A 23819-nucleotide genomic window follows, 5' to 3' on the forward strand; every position below is an offset into this window, starting at 1 on the left:
CCGGCTTTTCCCTCAGCGCCGAACCGCCAGCAGGGCGTAGCGTTCCGGGGTGATGCGGGCGGCGAACTGGGCCGCGCCGGGGTGGCCCTGCACGGCGGCGGCGCGGGCGAGCGTGCGTGCCCGGGCGAGGTCCTGCGGCACGCCCCGGCCGCGCGCGAAGCTGTCGGCAAGCGCCAGTTGCGCCGGCGCATAGCCGCGCCGGGCAGCGCGCAGGAACCAGGCGGCCGCGACCGCGTCGTCGCGCGCGCCGCCCTGGCCGTTGGCGGCCATGGTGCCCAGAAGCGTCTCGGCCGCCGGGTCGCCCCGGCTCGCAAGCGTGCGGAAGTGGCGCTGCGCGGCCTTGTGGTCGCCGGCCTTGAAGGCGCTGAGGCCCATCTGCATGGTGGATTCGGCAGCCGCCTCCGGAGCCAGGAGCCGGGAAACGGGCACCCCCGCCGGCTGCGTGGAGGCGGGCAAAGCCGTGGCGAGCGCGATCAGGCCCGCCGCCGACGCAATGGAAAACATTCGCATTATGGCGCTGATTAACCCAGTGCCGGCCGCTTTCCAAGTGCCGTCTGCCGATCAGCCGCCACGGAGCGTCGCGATCGCCGCATCCTTTTCAAACAGATAGAGGAGAAGACGCGCGGCCTCGCCACGAGGGCCCGACAGGCTGTTGCCGCCTCCGCGTTCGACCAGCAGGCGGGCGTCGTCCCTCGCGGTTTCGATGAAGCGCTGCACCTGCTCCGGCGTGGCCAGGCGGAATCCCTCGTCGCCGGACTGCCGGGTGCCCAGCAGTTCGCCGGCGCCGCGCAGCTTCAGGTCCGCCTCGGCGATGGCGAAGCCGTCGTCGGTCGCGCGCATCATCTTCAGCCGCTCGCGCGCGGTTTCCGAAAGCGTCTCGCCGCGTAACAACAGGCAGACGGACTTGTCCGAACCACGCCCGACACGCCCGCGCAACTGATGCAGTTGCGCCAGCCCGAAACGCTCGGCGGATTCGATCAGCATCAGGCTGGCGTTGGGCACGTCCACCCCCACTTCGATGACGGTGGTGGCGACCAGCAGCTTCGCCTCGCCGGACTGGAAACGGGCCATTTCCCGGTCCCGCTCCGGCCCGGGAAGCTTGCCGTGGACGAGGGCGACGCTGTTTCCGAAGCGCTTCCGCAGCATTTCCGCGCGGGTGACGGCCGGGGTGGGCGCGCCTTCCACCTCCTCCTCGGAAGGCTCCAGCAGCGGGCAGACCCAATAGGCCTGGCGGCCGGCGGCCAGATGCCGGCCGAGCCCGTCCAGCACTTCCTCGATTCGGCCCAGCGCGACGACGCGGGTGTCGACCGGCTGCCGGCCCGGCGGGCGTTCGCCGAGCTTCGAGATGTCCATCTCGCCATAATTGGCGAGCGCCAGCGTGCGCGGGATGGGGGTCGCGGTCATCACCAGCAGATGCGGCGGCCGGTCCGCCTTTTCCGCCAGCATCATCCGCTGCGCCACGCCGAAGCGATGCTGCTCGTCCACCACCGCCAGGCCGAGATTGCGGTAGTTGACGTCGGCCGAGAAGAGCGCGTGCGTGCCGATCAATATGTCGATCCGCCCCTCGGCGAGGTCGGCCAGAAGGGCTTCGCGCGCCTTGCCTTTCTCCCGCCCGGACAGGAAGCCGAGCCGGACGGGCAAGTCCCCGATGAGCTTCTGCAAGGTCGCCATATGCTGGCGGGCGAGAAGATCGGTGGGCGCGAGAAAGGCGCCCTGCGCGCCCGCTTCCACCGCGAGCAGCAGCGCCATCAGCGCCACCAGCGTCTTCCCCGCGCCGACATCGCCTTGCAGCAGCCGCAGCATGGCGTGCGGCGCGGCGAGGTCTCCGGCGATTTCGGAAATGGCCTGTGTCTGCGCGCCCGTCAGGCGGAAGGGCAAGGCGGCGAGCAGCGGCCGCGAAAGCCGCCCGTCGCCCTGAAGCGGCGTGCCGCGCTTGCGCCGCCTCCGGGCGCGCACCAGCGCCCAGGCCAGTTGCGCGGCCAGAAGCTCGTCATAGGCGAGCCGGTCGCGGGCGCTTGCGCTTTCGGGCTCGCCATGGACGCTGTGCAGCGCCGGGCCGAAGCCGGGCCAGCCGCGCGCGCCTAGCAGCGAAGGCTCGATCCATTCGGGCAGTTCCGGCAGCTTCTCCAGCGCCGCCTGTGTCAGTGTGGCGAGCCGGCGGCTGGTGAAACCCTCGGTCAGCGGATAAACCGGCTCCGCCCAGTCCGCACCGCCTTCGGAATCGGCGGCGCGCACCAGTTCCGGGTGGATCATCTGGAAACGCCCGTTCCACAACTCCAGCCGGCCGGCGACGGTGACGGCCGAGCCGACCGGAAAGCGATTGGCGAGGCCGGAGCCCTTGGGGCCGAAGAAAGCCAGGATCAGGCCGATTCCATACCCGTCGTCGGCGGTGATTCGGAACGGCCCCCGGCCCCGGCTGGGTTCGTGCGAGAGGATGTCGACGGAGAGGGAGACCCTCTCCCCTTCCCGCGCGTTCCCCAACCCTTCCACGCGGCTGGTGTGGCGCCAGCCGATGGGGAAGTGGAACAGCAGGTCGCGCACGCGGCGGATCTCCAGCCGCTCCAGCGCGCGCGCGGCGGCCGGACCGACTCCAGCCAGCGAGGCCACGTCTGCGAACAAGGGGTTGAGCCGTTCGGGGCGCATGCCCTAAGCGCTAGCGAAGTGATCGGCGGCCCGCAAATCGCGCGTGCCGCCCTGCTGCATTGGATGACCGGCGATGGCGCTAGACGAAACGAGGCGGAAACAGCTGCTCTGGCGGGCCCACCATCGCGGCACGCGGGAAGCCGACATGATGGTGGGCGGCTTCGCCGACCGCTGGCTGACCGAATTGAACGAAACGGAAATCGCCTGGTTCGAGGAATTGATGGACGAGCAGGACGTGGACATCATGGCCTGGGCCTTCGGGCGCGGCGAGCCGCCCGAGCGCCTGCAAGGGCCGATGTTCGAGCGGCTGAAGGCGCTGGACTATATCAGGCTGGTGCCGCGCTGAGATGCTGCCGGTCGCCGAGATCGCCGCCAGCCTGCGCCCGCTGAAGTTGACCGGCGCACCCGCCGGCCTGCTGCCCTGGCTGCTGGCCGATCTGGCGCGAGCGGGCGGGCTGGACGGGCGGCGCGTGGCTCTCATCGCCAGCGACGAGGCCGCAGGCCGGGCGGTGGTGGAAACCGCCACTTTCTTCGCTCCGGAACTGAAGACCATCTGGCTGCCCGCCTGGGACTGCCTGCCCTACGACCGGGCCAGCCCGGCGCAGAAGGTGCTGGCCGAGCGGCTGGCCGCCCTGTCGGCGCTTGCGCGTCCGGCGCAAGGCCCGGAATTGCTGGTGACCACCGTCGCCGCCGCCAGCCAGCGGCTGCTGCCGAGGGAGGTGGTGGCGGGCGCCTCGCTGGAAGTGAGGCAAGGCGCGCGGATCGACCGGGAAGCGCTGGTGCAGACGCTGATGCGCGCCGGCTATACGCGGGTGGAGACCGTCGCCGACGCCGGCGATTTCGCCGTGCGCGGCGGCCTCGTCGATCTGGTGCCGCCGGCTGACGGGGAAAAGCTGCGCGGCTACCGGCTGGATTTCTTCGGCGACGAAGTGGACGCCATCCGCACCATCGACCCGCTCACCCAGTTGACCATCGGCCGGGCCGAAGGCTTCACCCTGCTGCCGGTCTCGGAACTGCTGCTGGACGAAGCGCGAATCCGCGCCTTCCGGGGCCGCTGGCTGGAGCGTTTCGGCGCCGACGCCACAGCCGACCCCATCTACCAGGCGGCAAGCGAAGGCCGGCGCATCCCCGGCCTCGAGCATTTCCTGCCGCTGTTCGAAGAGCGGCTGGTGACTCTGTTCGACTGGCTGGGCGACAGCGACATCATCCTGACCGACAGCGGAGTCGGCGCGGCGGCGGAGGCCCGCTTCGAGGCGATCGCCGATTACCACCAGAACCGGCTGGCCGCGCTGAAAGCGCCGGCCGGCAAGGGCAAGGCGAAGCTGGGCGCGTCGGTCTATCGTCCGCTGGAGGCCGACGCCCTTTACCTTTCGCCCGGGGAGTGGAAGGCCGACACCGGGCGGGCGCATGAAACCAGCCCGCTTCCCGGCGAAGTCGGGATCGATCTGGGGGCGCTGGGCGCGCCGGACTTCACGCCCGCGCGAGTCGCCGCCGCGGCCGGCGGGCCGACCATCTATCAGGCGGTCGCCGAGCGGCTGAAGGAAGCGCTGGCCGCTGGCCGCCGGGTGGCGCTGGCCGCCTATTCCGAAGGCTCGCGCGAGCGGGTGCTGGGGCTTTTGGGCGAGCAGGGCGCCGGGGCGATCGAGCCGGTGAAGAACTGGCAGGAAGCGCAGGGGCTGGCGGCGAAGGGGCTGGTGCCCGCCGTCGTCCTCGGGCTGGAAAGCGGCTTCCGCCTGCCGGAAATCGAGCTCTGGACCGAGCAGGACATGCTGGGCGACCGGCTGGTCCGCCGCCGCTCCGCCCGCAAGGCCGACGCTTTCCTGAAAGACCTGCAATCGCTGGAGGCCGGCGAGCTGGTCGTGCACCAGGAGCATGGCATCGGCCGCTATATCGGGCTGGTGGCGATCAGGGTGACCGGCGCCGAGCATGACACCGTGGCGCTGGAATATTCCGGCGGCGACAAGCTCTATGTGCCGGTCGAGAATCTCGACGTGCTGTCGCGCTACGGCAGCGAGAGCGAGGGCGTGGCGCTCGACAAGCTGGGCGGCACCGGCTGGCAGCAGCGCAAGGCGCGGATGAAGGAGCGTATCCGCGAGATCGCCCACGCCCTGCTGAAGACCGCCGCGCTCCGCGCCACCCGCTCCGCCGACAGCTTCGAGGTGGAGCAGCAGGGCTATGCCGCCTTCCTCTCCGGCTTCCCCTGGGCCGAGACCGACGACCAGTTGCGCGCCACCGACGAGGTGCTGGATGACCTTTGCGCCGGGCGGCCGATGGACCGGCTGGTCTGCGGCGATGTCGGCTTCGGCAAGACGGAGGTGGCCTTGCGCGCGGCCTATGTGGCCGCCGCCGCCGGGGCGCAGGTGGCGGTGGTCTGCCCCACCACGCTTCTCGCCCGGCAGCACGCGCAGACCTTCCGCCAGCGCTTCGAGCAGACGGAGCTTTCGGTCGGCGCGCTTTCCCGGCTGGTGCCCGCCGCCGAGGCAAAGGCCACCCGCGACGGGCTGGCAGACGGCCAGGTGGATGTCGTCGTCGGCACCCACGCCATCCTCTCGAAGGGCGTGGAGTTCAAGCGCCTCGGCCTCGTCATCGTCGACGAGGAGCAGCGCTTCGGCGTGACCCACAAGGAGCGGCTGAAATCGCTGCGGCACGATGTGCATGTGCTGACGCTGACCGCCACTCCCATCCCGCGCACGCTGCAGATGGCGCTGTCGGGCATCCGCGAGTTGTCGGTGATCGCCACCCCGCCGGTCGACCGGCTGGCGGTCCGCACCACGGTTTCCCCCTTCGATCCGGTGGTGGTGCGCGAGGCGCTGCTGCGCGAACATTATCGCGGCGGGCAGAGCTTCATCGTCGTGCCGCGCATCTCCGACATTCCCGACATCGAGCAGTTCCTGCGCGAGCAGGTGCCCGAAGTGCGTTCGGTGACCGCGCACGGGCAGATGGCCGCGGGCGAGATCGAGGAGCGGATGATGGCCTTCACCGACGGCCGTTTCGACGTGCTGCTGGCCACCACCATCATCGAATCCGGGATCGATATTCCGAACGCCAACACCCTCATCGTCCACCGCGCCGATATGTATGGACTGGCGCAGCTCTACCAGTTGCGCGGGCGCGTCGGCCGGGCGAAGCGGCGGGCCTATGCGCTGCTGACGACGGCGACCGACGGCACGCTGACCGCGTCCGCAGAAAAGCGGCTGCACGTTCTGGCCAGCCTCGATTCGCTGGGCGCCGGCTTCGAACTAGCCAGCCACGATCTCGACCAGCGCGGCGCCGGCAACCTGCTGGGCGACGAGCAATCCGGCCATATCCGCGAGGTGGGCTTCGAACTCTACCAGTCGATGCTGGAGGACGCGATCCTCGTCGCCAAGGCCGAGGCGAAGGGGCTGCGGCCGCCGGAGGATCCGGGCTCGCCGACCATCTCGGTCGATGCGCCGGTGATGATCCCCGAGGATTATGTGCCCGACCTCGCGCTTCGGATGGCGCTTTACCGCCGGGCGGCGGAGCTGCAGGATCGGGCGGGGATCGAAGCCTTCGCCGCCGAGATGATCGACCGTTTCGGCAAGCTGCCGGAAGCGGCCGCCAATCTGCTGAAGATCGTGGAGGCGCGCAACGCCGCGAAGAAGGCGCATATCCAGAAGATCGAAGTGGGGCCGAAGGGGGCGCTCGTCACCTTCGTGGACGACAAATTCCCCAACCCGGTCGGCCTCGTCGAGTGGATCAACCGGCTGAAGGGCCAGGCGAAGCTGCGCCCGGACCAGAAGCTGTTCCTCGCCCGCGATTTCGGCGGCCCGGAAGCGCGGCTGGCGGGCGCGCTGTCGCTGGCGCGCGGGCTGGCGCAGGCGGCGTTGCAGGGCGGCGAAAAGGCGCCGCAGCCAGTGGTCGCGCCCGCTGCGAAGCGGCCGGTGGTGCCGGGGGTGTTCAAGTCGAAACGGCGCTAGGCTGAGACCTCATACAAGTAATGGATGTGTTTTCCGTCATCCCGGGCTTGACCCGGGATCCCGCTTCCTGGCTCAGCCGGCCGGAAAGCTGGACCCCGGGTCAAGCCCGGGGTGACGAAACGACAGGGAATATGAGTCCTCAACCTGGGCGCTGTCTGGCTGCTGACGCATGAATGTCATATGCGGCGCCTAGGCACTGACCGCTTCAATCGCATGCCCAAGGAATGTCCGTGATTTCAAAAGCCTTTCTGGCAATGGCCGCCATCGCCCTTGCCGCCGCGCCGCTCGCCGCTCAGGCGAAGTCCGCCCCGGCTTCCGTGCCGGTTTCGGCGCACGACCTCGGCAGCTTCCCCTTCGTGAAAGCTCCCGCGGGCTTCGTCGCCCGCAACGGCAAGAAGCTTGGCTTCGAGGAGAAATATATCTTCGCCGGCGGCCAGCCCCTGATCGTCAGCGGCCCCTATTATCATGCCGACATCTTCGCCAACGGCGGCGAATGGAACGAAACGCTGCTGCTGAGCCAGCTCGACCGGCAGATCACCGGCCTGGGCGGCGTGCGGGTGTTCGATGGCGCGATCCCCGATTCCGGGCGCAAGCTGATCGAGGAGAATGCGCCCCGCTTCGTGCAGGATCTCTACGACCCCTGGCCCTATCGCTTCCGGCAATATCTGATCCGGCAGGAGGACAAGCTGGTCTGGATCGAGCTGGGCTATCGCTACAATGCCGAGATGATCGACCTGACGGTGGTGCAGGAAGATCCGAAGAAATAACCGGCTATTTCTTCGCCTTGAAGCCCGGCTGCATCGTCTGCCACGGTGTCGGCGGCAGAGTCTCCAGCGTCAGATAGCCCTGCCCCTGCCTGTCCAGAATGGCGAAGCGGCCGTTCAGGACCTTGCGCCATTCCTCGGCGGTGACACGGCTGTTCATGTCCTGATCGGCCGCCTTGACCGGGTGGCGGATGTCTATGACGCCATAAAGCCCCGCGCCCCGTGGCGCGCCGGGCGTTGGCCGGGTGCGGCGGGGCGGGGCACTGGCCGGCATCGGCATGGGGCGCTCGCCCGCATTCGCTTCGGCCTTTGCGTCGGGCGCGCGCTGCCCCGGCCGGGGCGTGAGCGGCGCGAGGACGGCGGCTTCATAGGCGTCGATCTCCGCCGCCTCCAATTGCCCGTTGCCGTTCAGGTCCAGCGTGCGGAAATAGGCTTCCCCGTCTGCTAGGAACTCGTCCCGCGTCAGGCGCCCGTCCGCGTCCCGGTCCGCCTGCCGGAACCAGTCCGCCACCGGATAGGGCGCGCCCGAGGCCGCGCGGAAAGGCTGGCCGGAAGGGGCGAGGAAAAGCTGCTGGCCCGCGGGCTGAGAGGGAGGTTCGGCGGCTGCGGCGAGAAGGAGGATGAGGGTCAGGATGGCGGGTCTCCGGATATGCCCGCCGTTCTAGCGCGCTTTCCTGAACCGGCGATAGATAGAGGGGCGGCGATGGCCGCCCCTTCCATCTCGGGCGATCAGTTCTTCGCCTTGTCCACCAGCTTGTTCTTGGCGATCCAGGGCATCATCGCCCGCAGTTCGCTTCCCACCTGCTCGATCTGGTGGGCGGCGGCCTGCTTGCGGGCGGCCTTCAGTTCCGGCTGCCCGGCGCGGTTGTCGAGGATGAAGTTCTTCACGAAACGCCCGGCCTGGATGTCGGCCAGAACGCGCTTCATTTCTGCCTTCGTTTCATCGGTGATGATGCGCGGGCCGGTGGTGATGTCGCCATATTCGGCGGTGTTGCTGATCGAATAGCGCATGTTGGCGATACCGCCTTCATAGAGCAGGTCGACGATCAGCTTGGTTTCGTGCAGGCACTCGAAATAGGCCATTTCCGGCGCGTAGCCGGCTTCCACCAGCGTTTCGAAACCGGCCTGGATCAGGTGGGTGATGCCGCCGCAGAGCACCGCCTGCTCGCCGAAGAGGTCGGTCTCGCACTCTTCGCGGAAGTTGGTCTCGATGATTCCGGACCGGCCGCCGCCGATGGCCGACGCATAGGAAAGCGCCACGTCCATGGCGTTGCCCGACGCATCCTGCGCCACGGCGACGAGGCAGGGCACGCCGCCGCCCTTCTGATATTCCGACCGCACGGTGTGGCCCGGTCCCTTGGGCGCGATCATGATCACGTCGAGGTCGGCGCGCGGCTCGATCAGGCCGAAGTGGACGTTGAGGCCATGGGCGAAGGCGAGCGCGGCGCCCGGCTTCAGATTGGCGGCGAGGTCGTCGGCGTAGATGGCGGCCTGATGCTCGTCCGGCGCCAGGATCATCACGATGTCGGCCCATTTGGCGGCTTCGGCGTTCGACAGAAGCTTGAAGCCGGCGGCTTCGGCCTTGGCTGCGGTCGCCGAGCCGGGGCGAAGCGCGATTGCCACTTCGGCGACGCCGCTGTCGCGCAGATTCTGGGCATGGGCATGGCCCTGCGAGCCATAGCCGACGATGGCGACCTTCTTCGACTTCACCAGCGCCAGATCGGCATCGGCATCATAATAAACGCGCATATTCTTCCTCTTGGGTTGAAGACTCCGGCTGTCTGGCCGGCCATGACAGGCTGAAAACTATCGGGCTTCCGCCCCCCGCGAGAGGGCGACGACACCGCCGCGGGCCACCTCGACGAGGCCCACTTCGCGCATCAGCTCGATGAACTGGTCCACCTTGACGGTGGAGCCGCTGATCTCGAACACGAAGCTCTGGGTGGTGGTGTCGACGGGCCGGGCGCGGAAGATGCCGGCCAGCCGCAGCGCTTCCGCGCGGCTTTCGCCGGTGCCGGCCACCTTCACCAGCGCCAGCTCGCGCTCCACATGCGGGCCGAGCTCCGTCAGGTCGGTGACGCTGTGCACCGGTACCAGCCGGTCGAGCTGGGCGGTGATCTGATCGATCACCCGGCGCGGGCCGGAGGTGACGATGGTGATGCGACTGACCGCTTCATCCTGGGTGATGTCGGCGACCGTCAGGCTTTCGATATTGTAGCCGCGCGCCGAGAACAGGCCGACGATGCGGCCCAGCACGCCGGCCTCATTGTCGACGAGGATCGACAGCGTGTGCCGTTCCGAGATTTCCTCGGGGAAGAGCGATTTCGTGCGGGGCGCCATCAGACCAGCGCCTCCGCCGACTTCGCCACCTTGCCCGACACCTGATCGGGCGACAGCAGCATTTCCACATGCGTCGCGCCGGACGGGATCATCGGGAAGCAATTGGCGTGCTTCTCCACCAGACAGTCGACGAACACCGGCCCGTCATGCGCCAGCATTTCGGCGATGCCGGCGTCCAGTTGGTCCTCTGTCTCGATGCGGATGCCCTTCCAGCCATAGGCCTCGGCCAGCTTCACGAAATCGGGCAGGCTGTCGGAATAGCTTTGCGAATGCCGGCCCTCGTAGGTCAGGTCCTGCCACTGGCGGACCATGCCCATATATTCGTTGTTCAGCACGAACACCTTCACCGGCAGGCGATATTGGGTGGCGGTCGCCAGCTCCTGGATGTTCATCTGGATCGACGCTTCCCCGGCGATGTCGATCACCAGCGATCCCGGATTGCCCAGTTGCGCGCCGATGGCCGCCGGCAGCCCATAGCCCATGGTGCCGAGCCCGCCCGAGGTCAGCCATTTGTTCGGCTGCTCGAAATCGAAATGCTGCGCCGCCCACATCTGGTGCTGGCCGACTTCGGTGGTGATGATCGGATTGCGCCGGTGCGTCGCTTCCCACAGGCGGCGGATGGCGTGCTGCGGCTGGATCTTCGCCCCCTCCTGCCGGAAGGCCAGGCTGTTCTTCTCCCGCCAGCCGCGGATGCGCGACCACCAGTCCTGCTGGTCCGCCGGCTGCAGGCCGCGCGCGCGCCAGAGCTTCACCATATCCTCCAGCACATGGCCGACGTCGCCCTCGATCGTCAGGTCCACCCGCACCGTCTTGTTGAAGCTGGACGGGTCGATGTCGACATGCACCTTGCGGCTCGACGGGCTGAAACCGTCCAGACGGCCGGTCACCCGGTCGTCGAAGCGGGCGCCCAGGCACAGCATCAGGTCGCACTGGTTCATGGCGAAATTGGCTTCATAGGTGCCGTGCATCCCCAGCATGCCGAGGAATTGCGGATCGGAGGCCGGGAAGGCGCCGAGGCCCATCAGCGTGGAGGTGACCGGGGCATGGCTCAGCCGGGCGAGGTCGCGCAGCAGCTGCGCGGCACCCGGGCCGGAATTGATCACCCCGCCGCCGATGTAAAGGATAGGCCGCTCGGCCGAGGCCAGCATGTCCACCGCCGCCTCGATCGCCGCCAGATCGCCCTTCACCCTGGGGCGATAGGTCTTGTGCTCGATGCGGGCAGGCTTCTCATAGCGGGCGGTCGCCACCTGCACATTCTTCGGAATGTCGACGACGACCGGACCGGGGCGGCCGGCGGTGGCGATGTGGAACGCCTCATGGATGACGGCGCCGAGGCGGGCCGTCTCCTTCACCAGATAATTGTGCTTGGAACAGTGGCGGGTGATGCCGACCGTGTCGCACTCCTGGAAGGCGTCCGAACCGATCAGATGCGTCGCCACCTGCCCCGTCAGCACGACGAGGGGAATGGAATCCATCAGCGCGTCGGTGATTCCGGTGACGGCATTGGTGGCGCCGGGGCCGGAGGTGACCAGCACGACTCCGGGCCGCCCCGTGGAACGGGCATAGCCCTCGGCCGCGTGCACCGCCGCCTGCTCGTGGCGGACGAGGATATGGCGGATCTTGTTCTGCCGGAAAAGCGCATCGTAGATCGGCAGGACGGCGCCGCCAGGGTAGCCGAAGATCGTATCCACGCCAAGATCGACCAGCGCCTTCACGATGATGTCCGCGCCGCTCAACTCCCGGCCTTGCATTGATCTTCCTTCCTGCCCGCTTCTGGCGTGAGCGGGCGGCATAGGGATGCAATGCGGGGCTGTCAACGCCCGTTATGGAATTTTATGTCTACCATAAACTGTTATGAGTAATTTTATTTTATGATTGAGACATAAAAGATTTTATTGCTGCAAAAAATGCCACTATTCGTTGGAAAGGCGTGGCCACGAAGCTGAAACTTGAGTCGGCCGGCGGAAAGGATAAGGCCATGTCCGCCAGCCGGACGCAAGCCGCAGGTCTGGCGGGTGGCGCCTGGCGCCACCCGTTCCATGGCTTGCCGCGCCTCAGGCGCTGAGGCGGGCGATCCCCTCGCGGCGGCGCATGGCCATGCCCACCAGGCCGAAGCCGATGATCAGCATCGCCCAAGTGGCGGGCTCGGGGACCGCGTCGGCGGCCCCGAAGCCGAGGTTGCCGCCGTCATAGGTGCCGAGCTTCACCGCGCTGTGCGCCCGCAGGCCGTTGGCGACGATCGAGCCGGAAACGGCCGACTGGGTCACGACATTCGCGAAGGGCGCCAGGATCGAGCCGAAAACGCCTTGCGAGACATGAACCGAAGCCGCGTCCGAGAAGTTCCAGATCACATTGCCGGCAAAGTCCGGGCCGAAGGCGCCGGCGAGGCCGGTGTTCCAGTTGTAATTGCCGTCGCCCAGGATGTTGAAGACCACCGTCAGCGCCGGATCGGCGACGTTCAGCTTGAACTGCCAGCCGTTGAGATCGGCTTCCGAGAGGGTGAAGACGCTGACGCCGGTGCCATTGTCCACCGCGTTCAGGGTCCGCGCGCCATAATTTTCGACGATGCTGTTGCCGGACGTCTGCTTCACTTGCGCGAGCGAGAGCGAAAGCGCCTTCAGATCGGCTTCCAGCTTGCCGGTTTCCGCGGCGATGCCGGCGCGGAGATCGGTCGTGAACTGGTCGCCCTTGTTGACGGCGATGCTGCCGCCGCCGGCGTTCAGATAGCCCTTGCCGGCGCCGCCGGCTTCCACCGTGGTGCCTTGCGAGCCATTGATGTTGCTGACGCTGCCGCCGACCTTCACCGTCGCGCCGCTGGTGTTCACATTGGCGCCGCCGAAGTCGCCGCCGACCACCACGCTCGCCGGCGCGCCGACATTGCCGTTGCCGCCGTTGGAACCGTTCGACAGGCTGACGATGCCGCCGCTGGTGTTGCCGCCGACCGTCAGCGTGGCGCGGTTCGAGGCCGCCGCACCCTGGGTGCCGTTCCCGCCGCCGAACTGGCCGCCGCCCGAAAGATTGCCGCCGATGAAGGTCTTGCCTTCGACGGTGAGCCAGCCCTGGGCGTTGCCGAGAATGATGGCGTTGGTTTCGCGCATCGCCTGCAGGCCGGCGAGCGGATCGCCGACCGGAGCAGCGGCAAGAGCCGGCTGCGCTGCAAGGATGAGGCCGCCGAACCCGAAGGCGGCAAGGGTGCGGAGTTTCATGGTGCGTTGCGTCCCGAAAAAGTTGTTCTGATACATTCGATGTGGGAACCCCTTAGCAGAATTCCAGAGCGTTAACCGTGACGGATTGTAACGGTTCTCACGGCCTCGGCCGGGCCGGCTTTAGCCCAGCCGCGCGGGAATTCTGGGCCAGCCGCCCATCTGGTTGCGCAGCCAGGTGGCCTGCCTCTTGGCATATTGCCTTGTGTCGAGGCGCCAGCGGGCCAGCGCCGCCTCCTCGGAAAGCGTGCCGGCCAGCAAGGCGAGAAGCGGCGGAACGCCGATCGCCCGCATCACCGGAAGCGTCCGCGACAGCCCGCGTGCGGCCAGATGCCGCACCTCCTCCAAGGCCCCTTCCCGCCACATCGCGCCCACCCGGGCGTCGATCCGCTCGACCAGCGCGGGGCGCGGGATGTCGATCACCAGCGGCCGGAGCGCGACCTCGGCGCCGAGCCCCCCATCGGCTTCCGCCTGCTGCCAGCTTGCCAGCGACCGGCCCGAGGCGCGGACGACTTCCAGCGCCCGGGCGTTGCGCTGCGTGTCATGCGGGTGGAGGCGCGCGGCCATCGCCGGATCCTCCCGCTCCAGCGCGGCGCGGACCTCCCCGGTCGACAGGCGGCGGACATCGGCGCGAACCTCATCGGGGATTTCCGGCACCGGGGCGATCCCCTCCAGCAGGGTGCGCAGATAAAGGCCGGTGCCGCCGACGAGGATCGGCAGCCGCCCGGCTTCATGCGCGGCGGCGATTTCCGCGCGCGCAAGTTCGGCCCAGCGCGCGGCGGTGCAGCTTTCCGCCCCGTCGACCACACCGAACAGCCGGTGCGGGGCGCGCGCCATCTCGGCGGCGGACGGGCGGGCGGACAGGATCGAAAGCTCGGCGTAAAGCTGGCTGGCGTCGGCGTTGATGATCACGCCTTTTTCCGCTTCCGCCATTTCCAGCGCCATTGCCGACTTGCCGCTGGCGGTCGGCCCTGCAATGACGGCGAGCGGAGGCTTTCCCGAACCCATGGCTGTATCTGACCCGCTCATCGTCACGCTGATTTCCCCTGCCGGCTTGTCGCAGGCGCATGTCGCCACTGCAAGCGAGGCGCTCAACGCCCTCGGCGGAATCGTCAGCGCCGAAGTCGCCTTCGACCCGCCGCACGCCACCGACCTGATCGTGCGCGGCGCGGCGGCGGCGGAAGCGCGCGGCGTGCTGGAAGCGATGCTGCCGGACGTGGATGTGGTGGTGCAGCCCGGCACCGGGCCTCGGCGCAAGCGGCTGCTGCTGGCGGACATGGATTCGACGATGATCCGGCAGGAGTGCATCGACGAACTGGCGGATTTCGCCGGGCTGAAGGCGGAAATCGCCGCCATCACCGAGCGGGCGATGCAGGGCGAGCTGGATTTCGCCCAAGCCCTGGAGGCACGGGTGGCGGCGCTCGCCGGGCTGGACGCCGATGCCATCCGGCTCTGTCTGGAAGAGCGGATCGAGCTGATGCCCGGCGCGCGGACGCTGATCGCCACGATGAAGGCGCTGGGCGCGCGCACGGTTCTGGTGTCGGGCGGTTTCACCGCCTTCACCGGGCCGATCGCCGGCTGGATCGGCTTCGACCGCAACGAAGCCAATCTGCTGCATGTGGAGGCAGGCAGGCTGAGCGGCACCGTCGGCAAGCCTATCGTCGATTCCGCCGTGAAGCGGGCGACGCTGCTCGCCGAGCGCGATACATTGGGGCTGAGCGCGACCGAGACGCTGGCGGTGGGCGACGGCGCCAACGATATCCCGATGCTGGAAGCCGCCGGGCTCGGGATCGCCTATCACGCCAAGCCGAAGGCGGCGGCCGCCGCCGACGCCGCCGTGCGGGTGGGCGATCTGACGACGCTGCTATGGGCGCAGGGCCTGCCGCGCGCCGACTGGGTGGACGCTCAGGACGGAATCGGAGCGGCCTGAAAACCATCGGCCAGATCGGTCGTGCGGACAGCAACGATACGTCCAGCCGATCGCGCGGCAAGCTCCATGAGATCCCGGTCGCCGATCGTCTGCAACGGATAGGCCGCGCAATCCCATTCTGCGATCCGGGCATCCGCGGGCAGCAATTGCAGCTTTCGAAGCTGCGTGATGATTTCGGCGACACCCGGGGCTGAAAGGGCGCCTGCATTCGTATCGCGCAACTGCGCCGCCAGCAGAAACTGGCCATCGGGCAAAAGCGGAAGCGCGAAGGCGGTTATGTCTCGCACCCGTTTCAGAAGCCGGTCCCCGAGAATCTCCACATAGGAATAGCCCGGCGGGCAATCGCCGCTCCAGCGCAACAGGATCGTCAGAGTTCCGGAACTCTCCATCGGGATAGTCTGCGCCATTCCGTCGATATGGATGGGAGCATGGGCGCGCGAGCCGATCAGAATCCGCTCGGCCTCGAAGCTCTGGGCGGCAGTGGCGCAGACCACCCCGCCACCCCTTTCGACATGGATCGCTTCTATGGCGATGCGCAGGCGGATTTCCGCCCCCGCCGCCTCCAGCAGCTGCACGAGACGGCTGTTGATTTCCCGGCAACCCTGCCGGGGGTAATGAAAGGGTGTGGCTGAGTGCCGCGCGCTCAGAAGGGCGCTGCGGCTGATGCGGCGAAAGGAATCCAGGCGGCCGCCACGCGCAGCCTTCAGGGCGACGAGCGTATGAAACAGCGCGCGCGAGCCCCGCATGCCGGACCGTCGCCCCCGCCAGAGCGAGAAGCAGCGATCGTCCCGCTCCAGCGCCACGCCGAGCCCTTGCAGGCTGGCATGGAACTCCGGGCGATTCTCCAGCAGATGCACCCCGCATTCCACCTGCGAGAGGCCGAGCATGGCGGGGGTCGACCAGGATCCGCCGACGACGTCCGCCCGGTCCAGGACGGTCACGCGCCAGCCGGCGCGCGCATGGGCAAGCGCATGCATCATCATCAGCGGGCTGGTGCCCACGGCGAGCATCGTGGCCGGTCGCGTCATGCGTAGTGGCGGGCGATGCCGTCTAGGACCCTGTCCACATCGTCCAGTGAAAGATGGCTGTGAATCGGCAGCGACAGGGTGCGATCCGCATAGGCCAGGGCGTTTGGAAATTCACCGTCGGGCTGACTTTGCTGAAAGATCGATTCCCGGTGCAGCGGACGCTCGTAATGGATGCGCGTGGGGATGCCCGCGCGGCCCAGTGCAAGCGCCAGCTCGTCGCGATCGTCCGCGAGCAGGACGAACTTGTGCCAGACATGGCGCACCCCCTCCTCCAAAGGCAGCGGCTGTGCGGGAAGGCCTGCCAGCCCGGCTCGATAGCGGTCCGCCAGGGCCGCGCGCCGCGCTGTCCATTCCGTGTGCCGGTCAAGCTTCAGGTTGAGAATGGCGGCGGCCAGACTGGGCAATTGGGAATTGTAGCCCAACTCCCGGAACAGCGGCCCTTCCTTTCCATGCAGCCTCAGCCGCCGCACCCGTGCCGCTGTCGCGGCATCGTCGGTTACCAGCGCGCCGCCGCTTCCGGGCGCGCCGATCACCTTGGTCGGGTCGAAGCTGGTGGCGCCCGCCTCGCCCATGGAGCCGGCTTCGCGCCCCAGCCGCGAAGCCCCGAGCGACTGCGCGAAATCCTCCACGATCTTCAGCCCGAACTTGCGGGCGAACGCCTCGGCGCCCTCGATATCCCCGACGTTTCCGAAAAGATGCACATAGACCATTGCCCGCGTCGACGGACCCACCTTCACTTCCGCCACGGCAAGGTCCAGCATGAGGCTGGCGTTCACATCCACGAAGACCGGCCGGGCGCCGGTGCGCAGAATGGCTGTCGCCGAGGCCAGGAAGCTGATGTCCGGCACTAGCACCTCGTCTCCCCTGCCGATGCCGAGGGCGACCAGCGCGAAGAACAGCGCATCGGTGCCCGAGCCGACCGCAACGGCGTAGCGGCGACCGCAGGTCGCGGCGATCCGCTCCTCCAATTCCTGCACATGCGCGCCCTGAAGCACCTGCCCGGAGACCAGAACCTCCTCTACACGGACGTGAATCTGTGGTGCAAGCTCGCGGTAATCGCCGGCACAGCCGAAAAAATCGAGGGGTGCCGCAACGCTCAAGCCACCTCTCCCGCCAGCCGCGATCTGGAAGGTCCGGCATTCCCAGACGCCAGATGGCTCAGATAGGCTGCGATCCCGTCCTCCAGCCGGACATTCGGGCTATAGCCGAGCAGCCGCCGGGCCTTGTCGATATTCAGGGCCCCGCGCGAGGGCCGGCGCACGTCCCGGTCCTGCAGCAGTTCGTAGCGGAGCCGGGGAAAATGCGCCTGCAGGATGCCCGCCAGATCCAGCAGGCTTCGCGCCTCGCCACAACTGATGTTGAATATCCGCCCCCGCGCGGCCGGCTCCATCGCCACCCGAATCAGGCCGTCGACGACATCCTCGACATGGGTAAAATCGATGCGCATGTCGGCACCGGCGCGGAGCGACAATTGCTCCCCTGCTTCAGCCTGCGCGCAAAAAAGAGGAATGACGCGCCGGTAGAAATCCCCCGCTCCATAGACCGCCATCGGGCGCACGATCGACCAGTCCGTCGACGTGTCGGAGAGGATCGAAACCACCAGATCCTCGCTTTCCAGCTTCAGCCTCCCATAGGCGTTGACGGGAGCGACGGGCGCGTCTTCCGCCGCAAGCCCGTCCTCGAAATCGCCGTAAACCATGCTCGAGGAAAGATGCACGAACCGGCGAACGCCACCCGACAGACGCACCGCTTCGACCAGCGCGCGGGTGGTTTCCAGGATATCGGTCCGGCACCCGACAGGATCCCTTTCCGCCGAGGACAATATGGGATTGGCGGCCAGATGCACGATGCAATCCGGCTGCAACCGTTCCAGAACCCTCAGCAGCCGCTCGCGATTGGCGATATCCTCGTGCAGCAATTCCGACGATGCGATAAGGGCATGGCGGCAATGCCGATCCACCGCGCGCGTCTCCGCCGCAGGCGGATGCGCATAGCAGCGCATGGCGTCGAGGATCGAGACCTTCTTCCCCATCAGCGACAAGCGGTTGGCGAGATGGGAGCCGATGAAACCGGCTCCTCCCGTGAGGAGATATCGCGCCAACACAAGCCCCCTGCCGCTTGAATGCCCGAACTCATTCTAGTCGGGAAAGGCCAGACAGCAAGATATTTTGTCGATTCTCTTTATAGAAGATTCGCTATATTTTGTTTTTCTATGCCTGATTCAACGCCTTCTTCAAAAGATCGTTAACCACCGCCGGATTGGCCTTGCCGCCGCTGGCCTTCATCACCTGCCCCACGAAGAAGCCGAACAGCTTGTCCTTGCCCGAGCGATATTCGGCCAGCTTGTCGGCGTTCGCCGCCATCACCTGCGCGATGGCCGTTTCCAGCGCGCCGGTGTCGCTCACCTGCTTCAGCCCGCGCGCCTCGGCGATGGCGCCGGGGTCTTCGCGGGTTTCCAGCATGATCTCGAACAGCTGCTTCGCCAGCGGGCCGGAAAGCGTGCCGTCGGCCAGCAGCGCCAGCAGCTCGCCGCCCTGCGCCGGGCTGACGGGGCTGTCCGCCACTTCCACGCCCAGCTTGTTGAGCGCGCCGAAAAGCTCGCCCGTCATCCAGTTGGCGGCCCGTTCCGCGACATCGCGCGGCGGCTTTCCCTGCCGTTTCGCCGTGTCGGCCAGCAATGCCTCGAACCAGTCCGCGCTGTCCTGATCGGCCGTCAGCACGCCGGCCAGATAGGGCGTCAGGCCAAGCTCCGCCTCGTAACGCGCGCGCCGTGCGCCGGGCAGTTCCGGCAGGCTCCGGCGGCATTCCTCGACGAATTCCGCCGTCAGTTCCAGCGGCAGCAGGTCCGGCTCGGGGAAATAGCGATAGTCGTGCGCGTCTTCCTTGGAACGCAGCGAGCGGGTTTCGCCGCGATCCGGGTCGAACAGGCGGGTTTCCTGATGGATGGAGCCGCCATCCTCCAATATCTCCACCTGCCGCCGCGCTTCATAGGCAATCGCCTGCTGGATGAAGCGGATGGAGTTCACATTCTTGATCTCGCAGCGGGTGCCGAACGGCTCCCCGGCCTTGCGGACCGAGACGTTCACATCGGCCCGCATCGAGCCTTCCTGCATATTCCCGTCGCAGCTGCCGATGGCGCGGACGATCTGCCTAAGCGCCGTCACATAGGCCCCGGCTTCCGCCGGCGAGCGCATGTCGGGCTTGGAGACGATCTCCATCAGCGCCACGCCCGAGCGGTTGAGATCGACATAGGAGGCGCTCGGCGACAGGTCGTGGATCGACTTGCCGGCATCCTGCTCCAGATGGATGCGCTCGATGCCGACAGTGCGCGGGCCGCCCTCTTCCGTCTCGATCTCCAGCTTGCCTTCGCCGACGATGGGGTGCTGGAATTGCGAGATCTGATAGCCCTGCGGCAGATCGGCGTAGAAGTAGTTCTTCCGGTCGAAGCGCGACCAGAGGTTGATCTTCGCCCCCAGCGCCAGCCCGGTGCGGACCGCCTGGCGCACGCATTCGCCGTTCAGCACCGGCAGCATGCCGGGCATGGCGGCGTCGACCAGGCTCACCTGGCTGTTCGGCTCCCCGCCGAAGGTGGTGGAGGCGCCGGAAAACAGCTTGGACTTGGAGATCACCTGGGCATGGACTTCCAGCCCGAGAACGACTTCCCACGGGCCGGTCCGGCCCTCGATCGTATAGGTTTCAGCCATGCCCGCCCAATGCTGCACCGCGCGGCGAATGGCAAGCCGAAGCCCCCTGCCCCAAGGCCGGAATCAGCCCCGGCTGGCGGGAAAGGCGCTGTCCTCCTCGTCGGCGATGTAGCGGCGCATGCGCCCCATCGCCTGCGCCGCCAGCCAGCTGTAAAGTCGCCAGAGGGCGATGCCCGCCAGGATCGCCACCAGCACATGGATCGCCGGCTCGGCGATTCCCGCCCGCTTCAGCAGGACCTGGAACTGAAAATGGGTGAGGTAGATGAACAGCGAGGCCCCGGAAATCGGCAACAGCAGGCTGGAGAGGAAACGCGGCAGCGGCACCCGCCGGACGAACAGCAGCAGCAGCCCGAAGGCCAAGGTGTAAAGGCCGCCCCAGCCGGGGAAGAAGCGGAGCTGGGCTATCGCATAGAGGAGGACGATCGGCGCCAGCAGCCGCTTGCGCGAGCCATCGTCGCTGAGCGCGATCAGCACGCCCAGCATCACCGTCGGGAAATGCGTGGTCGGCAGATAGGACCAGATGGACAGCAGCGGCGCGCCCTTGGCCAGGAAATCCGGCTGCAACAGCGCCGGCAAGCCGAAGCGCGCCACCACGCCGCCCAGGAAAAGCGCGAAGGCGAAGCGCCAGGGCCCGAGCGTCGGCGGGCCATAGCGAAGCGCCAGCCAGGTGGCGAGCAGCACCGCATAGAGTATCTGCACCATGCAATGCACATACCAGAGGTAGAATTCCCGGCCCTGCATGTCCGGGTTGCGGTAATCGAAGAAATTGCCGGTGAGGATCAGCACGGAGATATGCGGATCGCGCCCGCTCCAGCTTTTCCAGCCGTAGAGCAGGATACTGAAGAGCAGGACCGGGATCATCAGGTTCACCATCATCCGCACCAGCGGCGCCACGCTGCGGCGATGGAAGGCGGTGGTCAGTTGCAGCCCGCCGAAGAGATAGCCGGTGACGAGGAAGAGCGCCGTCGTCGCTCCGGCGAAATACGGGATCAGCTTCAGATGCGCCGAGACGATCAGCAGGATCGCGACCGCCCGCGTCAACATCGAGGAATCGACCGGGCGCCACAGGCTTTTCCGGCTGCTGCCCTGCGCGCAAAGCTGGCGGATGCTCATCACCTGCCACCCATCCGGCACCGCCCCGAGCGCCTCCTCGGTCGCCAGATAGAGGTTCACGAAGCTGAGCGAATCCCCGCCCAGCGAAACCAGGCTGTCGTCCGGGCCGATGTCCGCGCGTCCGAGCACCTTCTGCCAGGCCTCCACCAGCGATTGCTCGGCGGCGCTCGGCGGGCTCAGGCTGGGCCCCGGGCGGCTGGCGGCCTGCCGGGCGGCGAGCGCCCTCAGCCGCGACCGGTCGATCTTGCCGTTGGGAAGCAGCGGCATGGCATCGAGCGGAACGAACAGTTCCGGCACCATATAGGCCGGCAGCCGGCCGGAGAGGAAAGCCGCGAGATCGGAGGCGCGCGCACCATCCGCCAGATCGTCCACCGTGAAGGCGATCAGCCGGCGGTGGCTGTCGCCATCCGCCAGGACGAAGGCGCGGCTGACCGACGGATGCGCTTCCAGCGCCGAGGCCACCTCCGCCGGCTCGACGCGGAAGCCGCGGATCTTCACCTGATCATCGGTCCGCCCCGCCAGCTGGATCGCGCCGTCCGGGCGGTGGAAACCCCGGTCGCCGGTCCTGTAGCGCCCGTCCGAGGGGGTGATGGCGCCCTGTTCCAGCCGGCCCAGCGCCAGCAGCGCCGATCGCACTTCCAACTCGCCCGGCTCCCAGGCCGAGAGCGGCTGGCCGGCAGGGTCGACCACCCGCACCACATGGCCTTCGCTCGCCCAGCCCACGGGGATGGCGCGCACCGGCCCCAGCGGCGGCTGCTGGTCGACGGCGAAGCTGGCGACGGCCTGCGGCGTCTCGGTCGAGCCGTAGAAATTCACATGCGCAGCGCCTGGGGCGGCCGCGCGCATCCGTTCGACGAGGGCCGGGCGGAGCATGTCTCCCCCCCAGAAGAACAGGCGCAGGGAGCTCAGCGCCGCTTCCGGCGCGCCGGCCAGCATCACCTCGCCGAGCGGCGGAGTGAGATGCGCGACGCTCGGCTTCCGCTCGGCGACCCAGCGCGACAGGCGGCCGGGCGCGAGAATATCCTCCTGCGTCGGCACCAGCAGGGTGGCGCCGGCCGAAAGCGTCGTGAAAATGTCCCTCAGCAGCGGGTCGTGCGCCAGCCCGGACAACATGGTCACCCGGTCGCCGGGGCCGATGGCGAAGCGCCGTGCCTGCCAGCGGGCGAAATGGGCAAGCGGCCGGTGCGAAACCGCAACCCCCCTGGGCTCGCCGGTGGTGCCGGAGGTGAAGAGGAAATAGGCTGGCGCGTCGCTGTCCGGCCGGCCGGGGATCGGCGGTTCGCTCCGCTCGGGATCGGTTTCGACCAGCGCGACTTCGGCACGGGCCGCGAGCGCCCGGGCGCGCGCTGTCAGCCCGTCCTCCGCGCTGACGAGGATGGCGGCCGGCCGGGCCTCCGCCAGCATCTGCAGCAGCCGCTCGTCCGGATAGGCGCTGTCGAGCACCAGGAAAGCGTTGCCGCGCAGCGAAACGCCCAGCAGGTTCGCGACGAAAGCGGCGTTGCGGCGGGCCAATATGGCGACGCGAGCCTCCGCCGCGATTCCGGATTCCGCAAGTTCCGCCGCGGCTCCACCCGCCCGCCCGGCGAGCGCGCCATAGCTGAGCGAGGCCTCGGCGGAGAGCAGCGCCGGGGCGTCCGGGCTGGCCCGCGCCCGGGCGAGGAAATCGGCGGTGATCGGCTGCGCCGGCGCCTCCGCGCCGATCGGTTCCAGCGGCTCCGGCAGGGGCGCGAATTCGCCGAGGCCGATTTCCGCCATCGGCCGGTCGCGGCGGCTGACGAGCGCCTGCGCCAGCCATTCGAACTGGTCGATCAGGGTTTCGATCCGTGCGCGCGACAATTCCCGCGCCCGATAGAAGACCACCAGCCGCCGCGTGGCGCCGGCCCGCAGGAAGCGGAAATTCAGCTGATAGTCGCTTTCGCGCAGATCATGGCTGGCGTCGGAAAGCGTCAGCCCCGGCACTTCGAAGCCGGGAGGCGCGGGGAACCAGTTGACTCCGAAGCGGGGATGCACCCCCGTCCGGGCGATCACATGGTGATAGGGGGGCAGTTCGTTCGCGACCGAAGCCTTGATCCGGGCGCCCAGGTCGCCGGCATAGGCGGCGAAGCTGAGCGCCGGGTCGATGGGCGCGCGCAGGATGAGCGCGTTGGAGAAGCCGCCGATGGTGCGCGCGGCGGCGGGAAAGCCGCGCCGGCCGTTCGACTGGAAGGCGCTCAGCACGTCCGCCGTTCCCGTCAGCCTCGAGAGCAGCGCCAGCGCGGCGGCGTAGGCGATGGTGAATTCGGAAACCTTGAGCGCGGCCGAGCCCTCCTCGAACGCCTTCGCCGTGGCGGGTGAAAGCGGCCGGTCGAAGGCGCGCATCTCCGGGCCGTCCGCCCAGTCGAGATCGGGCGGCAGGTCGCGCTGCTCCGGCGCATCCTGCAAGGTCTTTTCCCACCAGGCCTGCTGCGAAAGGCAGGGCTCCGTCGTCGCCCAGTCCTCGGGGATCACCTCATGCGGGGCAGGCGCCGGGTCGGGCAGCGGCTCGCCGCGATAATGGGCAAAGACTTCCTCCAGCGCCAGGCGGGCGGACTGGCCATCGGAAATGCTGTGGTGGTTGGAGAAGCTGAAATAGTGGAGGTCCGAGGCGACGGTGACGAGATGATATTGCGCCAGCGAGGCCGGCGTCAGGTCGGGCTTCGCCATCAGCAGCGGCCTGAGATGCTCGTTCACCTCGTCGAGGCTGGCGTGGGGCAGGTCCAGCCGCTGCAGCCGCGCCTCGGCCTGCGGCACGATATATTTCCAGAAGCGCCCCGCACGGTCGAGCGTGAAGCCGGTGCGCAGCGCCGGATTGCGGGCGATCAGCGCATCGACGGCGGCCGCCAGCCGCTCGGCGTCGACGACGCCTTCGATGCGCGTGAGGCGGGGAATGGTATAGACCTGCGGGGTCATCCGCTCGGCCATGATGTAGCGTTCTTCGGTGGGAGTCGGCGCCAGCAGCGGCAAACCGGCGGGCGGGGGCACTTCACCGGGGAGGTTCGGGCCGGGGTGGTTCGGCCGGATGCCGGGCATGGCGATAGCGCCCATGGTCAACCCGCGCGCCATGCGCTTCGAGCCGGAGCGGCCCCCTGCATCTTCTTCCTCACCCACATGACCTTGCCCCTGGCCATCTGCAGTTCA

Annotated in this window: 17 protein-coding genes; 4 read left to right on the forward strand and 13 right to left on the reverse strand. The window is 68.0% G+C overall.

Annotated elements, in window-relative coordinates:
• Nucleotides 1-12: 12 nt before the first annotated feature.
• Nucleotides 13-510 (reverse strand): tetratricopeptide repeat protein, encoded by a 498-nt coding sequence (locus tag L6Q21_RS00155; RefSeq protein WP_237828313.1) that lies wholly within the window; start codon nt 508-510, stop codon nt 13-15.
• A gap of 51 nt (nt 511-561) precedes the next feature.
• Nucleotides 562-2643, reverse strand: coding sequence for an ATP-dependent DNA helicase RecG (gene recG, locus L6Q21_RS00160; RefSeq protein WP_237828315.1), 2082 nt, complete (start codon nt 2641-2643; stop codon nt 562-564).
• 73 nt (nt 2644-2716) lie between these two features.
• Between recG and L6Q21_RS00165 the strand changes: the two genes are divergently transcribed.
• The 3 genes from L6Q21_RS00165 (at nt 2717) to L6Q21_RS00175 (ending at nt 7348) form a co-directional block, all read left to right on the forward strand.
• The gene (locus L6Q21_RS00165; RefSeq protein ID WP_237828316.1) at nt 2717-2989 is read left to right on the forward strand and encodes an FAD assembly factor SdhE; all 273 of its coding nucleotides are present in this window, start codon (nt 2717-2719) and stop codon (nt 2987-2989) included.
• A gap of 1 nt (nt 2990) precedes the next feature.
• Nucleotides 2991-6581 (forward strand): transcription-repair coupling factor, encoded by a 3591-nt coding sequence (gene mfd / locus L6Q21_RS00170; RefSeq protein WP_237828317.1) that lies wholly within the window; start codon nt 2991-2993, stop codon nt 6579-6581.
• A 230-nt stretch (nt 6582-6811) separates the two neighbouring features.
• Nucleotides 6812-7348, forward strand: a complete 537-nt coding sequence (locus L6Q21_RS00175) for a hypothetical protein (RefSeq protein ID WP_237828319.1) — start codon at nt 6812-6814, stop codon at nt 7346-7348.
• A gap of 4 nt (nt 7349-7352) precedes the next feature.
• Here the strand turns inward: L6Q21_RS00175 and L6Q21_RS00180 are convergent, their stop codons facing one another.
• From L6Q21_RS00180 to miaA, 6 genes are all read right to left on the reverse strand, one after another.
• Nucleotides 7353-7856, reverse strand: a complete 504-nt coding sequence (locus L6Q21_RS00180) for an EF-hand domain-containing protein (RefSeq protein ID WP_237828320.1) — start codon at nt 7854-7856, stop codon at nt 7353-7355.
• 218 nt (nt 7857-8074) lie between these two features.
• Nucleotides 8075-9094: a ketol-acid reductoisomerase gene (gene ilvC, locus L6Q21_RS00185; protein ID WP_237828322.1), complete on the reverse strand. Its 1020-nt coding sequence runs from the start codon at nt 9092-9094 to the stop codon at nt 8075-8077.
• Between the two features lie 57 nt (nt 9095-9151).
• Entirely contained in the window at nt 9152-9685 is a 534-nt protein-coding gene (ilvN, locus tag L6Q21_RS00190; RefSeq protein WP_237828323.1) for an acetolactate synthase small subunit, read from the reverse strand.
• Entirely contained in the window at nt 9685-11436 is a 1752-nt protein-coding gene (locus tag L6Q21_RS00195) for an acetolactate synthase 3 large subunit (protein ID WP_237828325.1), read from the reverse strand. Before L6Q21_RS00195 ends, ilvN begins: the two co-directional genes overlap by 1 nt.
• Nucleotides 11437-11739: 303 nt before the next feature.
• The gene (locus L6Q21_RS00200; RefSeq protein WP_237828331.1) at nt 11740-12891 is read right to left on the reverse strand and encodes a collagen-binding domain-containing protein; all 1152 of its coding nucleotides are present in this window, start codon (nt 12889-12891) and stop codon (nt 11740-11742) included.
• Nucleotides 12892-13011: 120 nt separating this feature from the next.
• Nucleotides 13012-13917, reverse strand: a complete 906-nt coding sequence (miaA, locus tag L6Q21_RS00205; RefSeq protein WP_418895785.1) for a tRNA (adenosine(37)-N6)-dimethylallyltransferase MiaA — start codon at nt 13915-13917, stop codon at nt 13012-13014.
• Here miaA and serB point away from each other — a divergent pair.
• Complete coding sequence (gene serB / locus L6Q21_RS00210; protein WP_237828333.1) at nt 13895-14818, forward strand: phosphoserine phosphatase SerB; 924 nt, start codon at nt 13895-13897, stop codon at nt 14816-14818. The two genes, miaA and serB, sit on opposite strands and share 23 nt — an antisense overlap.
• Here serB and L6Q21_RS00215 read toward each other — a convergent pair.
• The 5 genes from L6Q21_RS00215 to L6Q21_RS00235 all read right to left on the reverse strand — a co-directional run bounded on the left by L6Q21_RS00215 (nt 14794) and on the right by L6Q21_RS00235 (nt 23789).
• Entirely contained in the window at nt 14794-15846 is a 1053-nt protein-coding gene (locus L6Q21_RS00215) for an FAD-binding oxidoreductase/lyase (protein WP_237828335.1), read from the reverse strand. The genes serB and L6Q21_RS00215 overlap by 25 nt on opposite strands.
• The gene (locus tag L6Q21_RS00220; RefSeq protein WP_237828337.1) at nt 15843-16946 is read right to left on the reverse strand and encodes a DegT/DnrJ/EryC1/StrS family aminotransferase; all 1104 of its coding nucleotides are present in this window, start codon (nt 16944-16946) and stop codon (nt 15843-15845) included. Before L6Q21_RS00220 ends, L6Q21_RS00215 begins: the two co-directional genes overlap by 4 nt.
• A complete protein-coding gene (locus L6Q21_RS00225) occupies nt 16943-17947 on the reverse strand; it encodes an NAD-dependent epimerase/dehydratase family protein (RefSeq protein ID WP_237828341.1) in 1005 nt (334 codons plus the stop codon). Before L6Q21_RS00225 ends, L6Q21_RS00220 begins: the two co-directional genes overlap by 4 nt.
• A 109-nt stretch (nt 17948-18056) precedes the next feature.
• Nucleotides 18057-19550 (reverse strand): Asp-tRNA(Asn)/Glu-tRNA(Gln) amidotransferase subunit GatB, encoded by a 1494-nt coding sequence (gatB, locus tag L6Q21_RS00230; RefSeq protein ID WP_237828342.1) that lies wholly within the window; start codon nt 19548-19550, stop codon nt 18057-18059.
• Between the two features lie 63 nt (nt 19551-19613).
• A complete protein-coding gene (locus L6Q21_RS00235; RefSeq protein WP_237828345.1) occupies nt 19614-23789 on the reverse strand; it encodes an AMP-binding protein in 4176 nt (1391 codons plus the stop codon).
• Nucleotides 23790-23819 lie beyond the last annotated feature (30 nt).

It is taken from the genome of Sandaracinobacteroides sayramensis, from assembly GCF_022014495.1.
Lineage (GTDB): Bacteria > Pseudomonadota > Alphaproteobacteria > Sphingomonadales > Sphingomonadaceae > Sandaracinobacteroides > Sandaracinobacteroides sayramense.